This is a genomic window from Spirosoma endophyticum, assembly GCF_900112365.1.
Classification (GTDB): Bacteria; Bacteroidota; Bacteroidia; order Cytophagales; family Spirosomataceae; genus Spirosoma; species Spirosoma endophyticum.
Genome location: NZ_FOLQ01000072.1, coordinates 1 through 1,728 on the forward strand (window position 1 = coordinate 1; position 1,728 = coordinate 1,728).

2 protein-coding genes are annotated in these 1,728 nt (G+C 41.7%); both read right to left on the reverse strand.

Annotated features, from left to right (window positions below; all coding sequences use genetic code 11):
- Positions 1-251, reverse strand: a 251-nt coding sequence (locus BM202_RS37995) for a hypothetical protein (RefSeq protein WP_218160660.1), incomplete at its 3' end; no start/stop codon positions are given.
- 898 nt (positions 252-1,149) lie between these two features.
- Positions 1,150-1,671, reverse strand: coding sequence for a replication/maintenance protein RepL (locus BM202_RS36440; protein WP_093835517.1), 522 nt, complete (start codon positions 1,669-1,671; stop codon positions 1,150-1,152).
- Between the last annotated feature and the right edge of the window lie 57 nt (positions 1,672-1,728).

Below are 1,728 nucleotides of genomic sequence, written 5' to 3' on the forward strand. Positions count from 1 at the left end.
ACCATGTCAACCTTGATTTTTACCCGTACGTCTGCGGGCCGTGGATCGGTTGTTATAATTTTTAACAACGACTCTATATATCTAATAACATCGTTAGACCTCCTTTGTTCAACCTCGTAGAGACCAGATTGCTTGCGAATTTGTATCCAAGCAAACTCACATTCTAACAGAAAGTTAACGACGTACTCGTTTTCACCCCCTTTTTTGTCAAATTTCGAGTTCGGTCGAACCCTGTAGATATCCGGCTTCATAACCTACGGCGGTTTGTTATACAATATTACAACAAGAAATAATGAATAACAAGTCGTGAAGCTTTTTTTTTGATATTCATCTGTACAGATATTGAATAGGATTTGTACATAGTGATTGGGGCGTTGCCCCAAACCCCAGGATTTTCTTAGGCATGGACCACCCCAACTGTACTAAAATGGTGGATTGGTGTAAACGTAATCGGCTTATGGCTCTTTTATTTCAAATCTTTGTATCTGTCGAACCAGTCCTTTAGGTTTGCGCTTATAGAATTATAAAGGTGATGAAACAAAAAATCCGGCACCTTGCGGCACCGGATAGTTGTTAGTGGTGTAGTAAGCCCAAGATTCGGATCGCCAAATCTATCAAACCTTGAGCTGCTATCACCAGGCTGGTTAGCACTCCCGCTACTTCAGCAACCCGGCGCAACCAGACTAACACTGGTTGCGCCTTCTTTTTTGTCGCTTGCAACTGAGGTAAAGTTGTTATGAAAAGGACGGAAAATCAACCCGGATAGTTCGGGTGTTTTGGTGAATCCTTGAAACGTGCAACTCTATCATGCAGGTTAAGAAATTGTTAGGGCGTCAGTCTTAGTGACTTACCAATAGCCCATCGGAGAGATAGTCTAAGAAATAAAAATTCGATTTTTTGTTGCCGGCTGTGCTTTTTGATCTAATCTGGGTCACAACCAGTACTTTACCCCCTTTATTTCGGTAAAATTCTTGTACCATTTTAACACAGTTGGGGTGGTCCATGCCTAAGAAAATCCCGTGGCCGTAGGACACGAAAAAGCCCCACCTGGCTTCGAGCTATCAAGGTGGGGCAACACGGTTGTCCGTGGTATGGCCTATCCCTAGCGGGTTGCATCCCTGCATTGCCCGTTTCCGTTTAAGCCAATATCTATTGAACAGCAGACATCTCGATATCTGCTAGTATTTCCATCAAATCTAATTGTCGTCCGGGTTCATCTCTTGTGACTTCAGCTCGAATATCACGGGTATTCTTTCCATACTCTATTTGAAGGCGGATCTTACGGATGTTATTCCATTCCCCTTTTCCAAATAGGTAAGGATTTGCTTTATAGACTCCAGTATCTTGCCGTAAAAGAACGCCCTTCTTCACAAAGGTTACTAGGGCATTGTCTATTGTCTTTGGCACTATACCTAAATCGACCGCTATGCGCTTTTTAATAGTTGAGTTAAGAACTATCTCGTTTTGATAGTTCATGTGCTTTAAAAGCGAATATAGAACCCCGCTGACCCATTGCGGTATATCTTTCAAGAGCACTAGATCATCTAGGTAGAGCTTTATGAAATCTGGTTCCTTTGGAATTTGAATTTCTCGCTCAGTTTGAATGATCTCACCCGATTGAAAATCCTTAGTTTCCTTCTCGTAGACAATCTTACCAGTGCTTGACTTCATAAAAGACAGGCTATTTAGATGTTATACAGTAATGCGAATCCAATTACTGTTTTTTTT

Coding starts and splice junctions, on each gene's coding strand:
- BM202_RS36440 (WP_093835517.1), bottom strand. CDS start 1,671: ATGAAGTCAAGCACTGGTAAGATTGTCTACGAGAAGGAAACTAAGGAT.